The sequence below is a fragment of the Streptomyces sp. genome (assembly GCF_036566765.1).
In the GTDB taxonomy this organism is placed as follows: Bacteria; Actinomycetota; Actinomycetes; order Streptomycetales; family Streptomycetaceae; genus Streptomyces.
The window spans coordinates 24,551-31,141 of sequence record NZ_DATCVQ010000605.1; the positions used below are offsets into that span (position 1 = coordinate 24,551).

Annotated in this window: 4 protein-coding genes; all 4 read left to right on the top strand. The window is 71.4% G+C overall.

What is annotated here, in order from left to right; translation table 11 throughout:
- The first annotated feature begins 11 nt into the window (after nucleotides 1-11).
- Nucleotides 12-3,554, top strand: a complete 3,543-nt coding sequence (locus tag VIU94_RS35020; RefSeq protein WP_331917925.1) for a ThuA domain-containing protein — start codon at nucleotides 12-14, stop codon at nucleotides 3,552-3,554.
- 148 nt (nucleotides 3,555-3,702) lie between these two features.
- Nucleotides 3,703-4,728, top strand: a complete 1,026-nt coding sequence (locus VIU94_RS35025) for a sugar phosphate isomerase/epimerase family protein (protein ID WP_331917927.1) — start codon at nucleotides 3,703-3,705, stop codon at nucleotides 4,726-4,728.
- Complete coding sequence (locus VIU94_RS35030) at nucleotides 4,721-6,001, top strand: inositol-3-phosphate synthase (RefSeq protein ID WP_331917929.1); 1,281 nt, start codon at nucleotides 4,721-4,723, stop codon at nucleotides 5,999-6,001. The genes VIU94_RS35025 and VIU94_RS35030 overlap by 8 nt, the downstream gene beginning before the upstream one ends.
- A partial coding sequence (locus tag VIU94_RS35035; RefSeq protein ID WP_331917931.1) for an SCO3242 family prenyltransferase occupies nucleotides 5,998-6,591 on the top strand: 594 nt, incomplete at its 3' end. The genes VIU94_RS35030 and VIU94_RS35035, both read left to right, overlap by 4 nt.

A 6,591-nucleotide genomic window follows, 5' to 3' on the forward strand; every position in this document is an offset into this window, starting at 1 on the left:
AATCCTCACGCATGAGACGTGCCCTCTCGGCCGTCACCATGACGCTCCTCGCCCTGGTGTTCCTCCAACTCCCCGCCCCGCAGGCCGCCGCCGAACCCCAGGCCGAGCCGGCGTTCAAGGTCCTGTTGTTCACCAAGACCGCCGCCGGTGCCTACCGCCACGACTCCATATCGGCCGGCGTCGCGATGTTCCAGCAGCTCGCCGTCGACAACGGCTTCCAGCTCGACCAGAGCGAGGACTCCGCCGTCTTCACCTCGGCCGGGCTGAACACCTACGACGCCGTCATCATGTTCCAGACCTCCGGCATGGTCTGGGACAACGACGCCGAACGCCAGGGCATGCAGGACTACGTGCGCAGCGGACGCGGCGTCATCGCCGTCCACAACGCCACCGACATGAACATCGAGTCGGAGTTCCCCTGGTGGGACCAGGTCGTCATGGGCGGCGCGCACATGACCGCGCACTCTTCCATCGTCCAGGGCACCGCCAAGGTCGCCGACAAGGTGCACCCGTCCACCGCCGGACTGCCGGACCGCTGGGCGCGCACCGAGGAGTGGTACAACTTCGACAAGAACGCGCGCGGTAACGTGCACGTCCTCGTCACCGCCGACGAGACCACGTACGACGCCGGCGGCGCCAAGATGGGCCCCGACCACCCGATCTCCTGGTGCCAGGTCGCCGAGGGCGGCAAGGTGTGGGCCACCGCGATGGGCCACCAGACCGCCTCGTACTCCGAGCCGTTGTTCCGGCAGCACCTGCTCGGCGGTGTGAAGTGGGCCGCGGGCGCCGCGGCAGGCGACTGCGGCGGTACGGTCTCCAACCGCTACCAGAAGGTGGCGCTCGACAGCGCGCCCGACCAGCCCATGGCCCTGGACGTCGCCGACGACGGCAAGGTCTTCTACATCTCCCGCTCCGGCTCCGTGCACGTCATCCACGAGCACGACGGCGCGTCCGAGACGCACACCGCCGGTGTCCTGGACGTCTACGACGGCGGTGAGGACGGCGGGATCGGTCTGGCCCTCGACCCGGACTTCGCCACCAACCGCTGGATCTACCTCAACTACTCGCCCACGGGCACCGCCGAGGTCAACCGGGTCTCCCGCTTCACCGTCAAGGCCGACGACACGCTGGACATGGCCAGCGAGAAGAAGCTCGTCGACGTCCCCGCCTACCGCGAGGTGGACGAGCCCGGCCACACCGGCGGCTACCTCGACTTCGGCCCCGGCGGCAACCTGTACATCGGTCCCGGCGACGACACCAACCCCTTCGCCTCCGACGGCTACGCCCCGATAGACGAGCGGGAGGGCCGGGAGCACTACGACGCCCAGCGCACCTCCTCCAACACCAACGACCTGCGCGGCAAGATCCTGCGCATCCACCCCGAGGACGACGGCACCTACACCGTCCCACAGGGCAACCTCTTCGCCCCCGGCACGGCCAAGACCCGGCCCGAGATCTACGCGATGGGCTTCCGCAACCCGTTCCGCTTCGCGGTCGACCCGGAGACCGGCTGGATATCGCTCGGCGACTACGGTCCCGACGCCGGCGCCGCCAACCCCGACCGCGGCCCCGAGGGCACGGTCGAATGGAACCTGATCAAGCAGCCCGGCTTCTACGGCTGGCCCTACTGCACGGGCAACAACACCCCGTTCAACGACTACGACTTCACCACCAACACCTCCGGCGCGAAGTTCGACTGCGCCGCGCCGAAGAACGACTCACCCAACAACACCGGTCTCACCGATCTGCCCGCCGCCAAGGCGGCCACGGTCTGGTACGACTACCACGCCTCGGCACAGTTCCCCGAGCTCGGCAGCGGCGGCGGCGCCCCGATGGGCGGCCCGTTCTACCACTACGACCCGGCGAACCCGTCGGAGCGCAAGTTCCCCTCCTACTACGACAAGACACCGTTCTTCTACGAGTGGAGCCGCAACTACTTCAAGGAGTTCCGCCTGGACTCCGGCGGTCAGTTGCTGAAGATCAACCCGCTGGTCGCCCAGATCGCCCCGCACGCCGCCATCGACATGAAGTTCGGCCCCGACGGCGCCATGTACATAGCCGAGTGGGGCAACGGGTTCGGCCACTCCAACACCGACGACGGCATCTACCGGATCGACTACGTCGCCGGTAACCGGGCCCCGCTGGCCAAGGCGTCCGCGACGCCGGACTCCGGCAAGGCACCGCTCCCCGTCACCTTCTCCCCGGAGGGCTCCAGCGACCCCGACGGAGACGCCCTGACGTACGCCTGGGACTTCGGCGACGGCGCAACCTCCACCGAGGCGAACCCCACACACACCTACGCCACCAACGGGCAGTACACCGCCCGGCTGACGGTCCGTGACGCGGGCGGCAAGACAGCCACCGCCAACGTCCCCGTGACCGTGGGCAACACCCGCCCCAAGGTCACGTTCACGAAGCCGCCCAACGGCAGTTTCATCCAGCTCGGTGACAACATCGCCTACCAGGTGAGTGTGACCGACCCCGAGGACCGCAAGATCGACTGCTCCAAGGTCGTCGTGACCGCGGCGCTCGGACACGACAGCCACAGCCACGACACCGGCCAGTTCACCGGCTGCTCCGGAACGATCCCGACCAGCGCCTCCGGTCACGACGCCGACGCGAACACCTTCTTCGTCCTCTCCGCCGACTACACCGACGCGGGGGGCCTGAAGGGCACCACCAGCATCACCCTGCAGCCCCGGCACAAGCAGGCCGAGTACGCCACGGCCAAGTCCGGGGTCCGGATCGTCGAGCAGAGCGGGGCCGAGGGCGGCAAGCGCATCGGTGACGTCTCCGACGGCGACTGGATCGCCTTCACCCCGATGAACATGGCCGGCATCGAGAAGGTGAGCTTCCGGGCGTCGTCCCCGTCGGCCACCGGCGGCTCCATCGAGCTGCGCGCCGACTCGCCGACGGGCAAGCTCATCGCCTCGACTCCGGTCCCGGACACCGGAGGCTGGGACGACTACAAGCACTTGCCGCCGGTGAAGGTCACCGATCCGCGGGGCACCCACACCGTCTACGCGGTGTTCAAGGCGCCGGGGGCGAGCCCCTTCGATCTGGACTCGCTGACCTTCCTGCGCAGGGGCGACGCCCCGCCGACGGACCCGCCGGGCCCGGAGAGCGGGAGCACGTACACGCTCACCAGCCAGTCGAGCGGCAAGCTGGTCGACGTGCGGTCCGCCTCCACCGAGGACGGCGCGGCGGTCATCCAGTACACCGCCAACGGCGGCACCAACCAGCAGTGGAAGCTGACGGACGCCGGCGACGGCACCTTCCGGCTGGTCTCGGCGCTCAGCGCCAAGTGCCTGGAACTGCCCGGTGACCAGGTGACGCAGGACGGCGCGCTCGCCCGGCAGTGGACGTGCGGCACCGGTGACAACCAGCGCTGGAAGCTGGAGGCAGCGGGCACCGGCGTCTACCGGGTCGTGTCGCTCTCCGGAGGCAAGTGCCTGGACGTACCCGGACAGTCCACCGACGACGACGTCCAGTTGATCCAGTGGACCTGCAACGGCGGCGCCAACCAGCAGTGGAAGTTCACCAAGACCGGCTGATCGCGTCCCGTCGGACCGACCTGACCCGATCCGACGGGACCTGATCCGCCCCCGGCCCGGCGCCCGCACATCAAGCGGGCGCCGGGCCCCCAGCGGCACCCCCCGCTGCCCTTCACCACCCCGCACGCGCACGAGGAGTGAAACCCCGATGACACGTCCGATCACCCTGTTCACCGGGCAATGGGCCGACCTCCCGTTCGAGGAGGTGTGCCGGCTCGCCGCCGAGTGGGGCTACGACGGCCTCGAAATCGCCTGCTGGGGCGACCACTTCGAAGTCGACCGAGCCCTCGCCGACCCGGAGTACGTACCGAAGAAGCGCGCGGTGCTCGACCAGTACGGCCTGGGTGTCTGGGCGATCTCCAACCACCTCGTCGGCCAGGCGGTCTGCGACCATCCGATCGACGCCCGCCACCGCGCCATCCTGCCCGCGCGGCTCTGGGACGACGACCCGGAGCGAGTACGCCGCAACGCGGCCCGTGAGATGGCGGACACGGCCAGGGCCGCGGCGCTGCTCGGCGTCGGCACGGTCGTCGGCTTCACCGGATCGTCGATCTGGCACATGGTCGCCATGTTCCCGCCGGTCCCGGCCGATGCGATCGACGCCGGATACCGCGACTTCGCCGACCGATGGCACCCGATCCTCGACGTCTTCGAGGAGCACGGCGTCCGGTTCGCCCTGGAGGTCCACCCGAGCGAGATCGCCTACGACCACTGGACCACCCGGCGCACCCTGGACGCGATCGGCCACCGACCGTCCTTCGGGCTCAACTGGGACCCGTCCCACATGATGTGGCAGGACATCGACCCGGTCGGCTTCATCCTCGACTTCGCCGACCGCATCTACCACGTGGACTGCAAGGACACGAAGATCCGCGCCCGCGACGGCCGCCGGGGCCGGCTCTCCTCGCACCTCGCCTGGGGCGACCCGCGCAGGGCCTGGGACTTCGTCTCCACCGGCCACGGAGACGTTCCGTGGGAGGAGTGCCTCCGCGCACTGAACACCGTCGGCTACACCGGCCCCCTCTCCGTCGAATGGGAGGACGCGGGCATGGACCGCCTGACCGGCGCCGCAGAGGCCGTGACCTTCCTGCGTCACCTGTCCCGCATCAGCCCCCCGGCCGCCTCTTTCGACGCCGCGTTCGACACCTCCGCCTCAGGAGCCGACCATGAGTGAATCCGCACGCCGCACCCCGTGGGACACCGCACGCGAAGCCGCGCAGGACGCCGCTCACAACGCCGCGCAGGACGCCGTGATCGACGCTCCGCAGGGCACCGCGCAGGACTCCGGACGGATCGGCGTCTGGCTGGTCGGGGCCCGCGGCTCGGTGGCGACCACGGCCACCGTCGGCGCCGCCGCCGTCTCCGCCGGTCTCGTCCCCCCGACCGGCATGGTCGCCCAGCTGCCGGAGTTCGCCGGCAGCGGGCTGCCGGCTCTGGACCGCCTCGTCTTCGGCGGGCACGACGTCACCGAGACCCCGCTCCCGAAGCGGGCCGAGCAGCTGGCCGAGGCCGGGGCGTTCTCGCCGGCACTGCTCGGGCCCGTCGCCGACGCTCTTCATGCCGCCGACGCCGAGATCCGGCCGGGCGTACGGAACGAGGCCGACGGACCGCCCCAGGCCCTGACCGCCGCCGCACTCGTCGAGGACCTGGTCGCCTTCCGCCGCCGCCACCAGCTGAGCGATGTCATCGTCGTCGACGTCTCCTCCACCGAGCCGCCGGCCGTACCCCATCCGGCCCACGAGGACCCCAAGGCGCTGGAACAGGCCCTCGCCACCGGAGTCGACGTCCTGCCGCCCAGCTCCCTCTACGCCTACGCCGCCCTGCGCGCCGGCTGCGCCCACATCGGCTTCACCCCGTCACCGGGCATGCGGATCCCGGCCCTCCGCCGCCTCGCCGAGGACCTCGGCCTGCCCTACGCCGGAAGCGACGCGAAGACCGGCGAGACCCTCGTCCGCACAGCCCTGGCACCCATGTTCGCCCACCGGGCCCTGCGCGTGCGGTCCTGGTCCGGCACGAACCTGCTGGGCGGCGGCGATGGAGCCACCCTGGCCGACCCGGAGGCCGCCGCCAGCAAGAACGCGTCCAAGCGCGGCGGGCTCGCCGCCCTGCTGGGCACCGGCGTCGAAGGGCTCACCCACATCGACTACGTCCCCAGCATGGGAGAGCGGAAGACGGCCTGGGACCACATCGCCTTCGAGGGGTTCCTCGGCGCCTCCATGACGCTCCAGTTCACCTGGGACGGCTGGGACTCGGCACTGGCCGCACCGCTCGTCCTCGACCTCGTCCGCTTCCTGGCCCGCGCCCGGCAGACCGGCGCCGCCGGACCGCAGGAACAGCTCGGCTTCTTCTTCAAGGACCCCGTCGGTCCGGAGGGGACCGTCCCCGACCACCGGCTCGTCACCCAGTTCGAGCGGCTGCGCGGCTGGTACGCGGAGGGCGGCCGATGACCGACCCGCGCGCCCTCGTCGAACTCGTCAGAGCCCCGGCGGCACTCACCGTCCCCGGCGACGTCCTCGCCGGCGCCGCCGCGGCGGGCCGGCCCCTCCGGGGGAGCACGGCCGGCCTCGCCGCGGCCTCGGTCTGCCTCTACTGGTCCGGCATGGCCCTCAACGACTACGCCGACCGGGAGGTGGACGCCGAGGAACGCCCCGGGCGCCCCATCCCCTCCGGCCGGGTCGCTCCCCGTACCGCGCTGGCCGTCGCCACCGGGCTCGGCGGGGCCGGACTCGCCCTCGCCGCGGCGGCCGGTGGCCGACGCGCCCTCGGCGTCGCCGTGCCGCTCGCCGCCACCGTCTGGGCCTACGACCTGCGCCTCAAGGACACCCCGTACGGACCCGCCGCCATGGCCGCCGCGCGCGGCCTCGACGTCCTCATGGGCGCCGGCACCGGCGCGTGGCGCCGCGCGCTCCCGGCCGCCCTGACCGTCGCCGGCCACACGTACGCCCTCACCACCGTGAGCCGGAAGGAGGTCGAGGGCGCCGCCGCGTCGCTCCCCGCCGCCGCGCTCGCCACCTCCGTGGCCGTGGGCCTCACCGCG

Coding starts and splice junctions, on each gene's coding strand:
- VIU94_RS35020 (WP_331917925.1), top strand. CDS start 12: ATGAGACGTGCCCTCTCGGCCGTCACCATGACGCTCCTCGCCCTGGTG.
- VIU94_RS35030 (WP_331917929.1), top strand. CDS start 4,721: ATGAGTGAATCCGCACGCCGCACCCCGTGGGACACCGCACGCGAAGCC.
- VIU94_RS35025 (WP_331917927.1), top strand. CDS start 3,703: ATGACACGTCCGATCACCCTGTTCACCGGGCAATGGGCCGACCTCCCG.